Raw genomic sequence first — 429 nt, forward strand, 5'->3', positions numbered from 1 at the left:
GTCCGCGGCTCCCCCGGCACCCGCCTCGAAGAGACCGAGCGCAACATCGCCCGCATCGAGCAGACCATCCGCGAGGTGATCCCCTCCGAGGAGATCGACACCCTCATCGACAACCTCGGCATCCCGGCGAGCGGCATCAACCTCTCCCTCAGCGAGGGCGCGCTCATCTCCTCGGCCGACGGGCAGATCATGATCTCGCTCAAGCACGGGCATCAGCCGACCGAAGGCTACGTCCGCGGCCTCCGCGAGAAGCTCAACGCCACCTACCCGGACACCACCTTCTTCTTCCTGCCCCCGGACATCACCACCCAGGTCTTGAACTTCGGCCTCCCGGCCCCGATCAACGTCCAGGTGGTGGGCCCGATCGGCAAGGAGCCCGAGACCTACGAGGTGGCCGTCAAGATCGCCGAGCGCATGAAGAAGATCCCC

General features: G+C 66.4%; 1 pseudogene. It reads left to right on the forward strand.

Annotated elements, in window-relative coordinates:
- Positions 1–429, forward strand: a pseudogene (locus BN4575_RS23065) (efflux RND transporter permease subunit); the annotation flags it as partial.

The sequence above is a fragment of the Aeromonas sp. EERV15 genome (assembly GCF_900079845.1).
Lineage (GTDB): Bacteria > Pseudomonadota > Gammaproteobacteria > Enterobacterales > Aeromonadaceae > Aeromonas > Aeromonas sobria.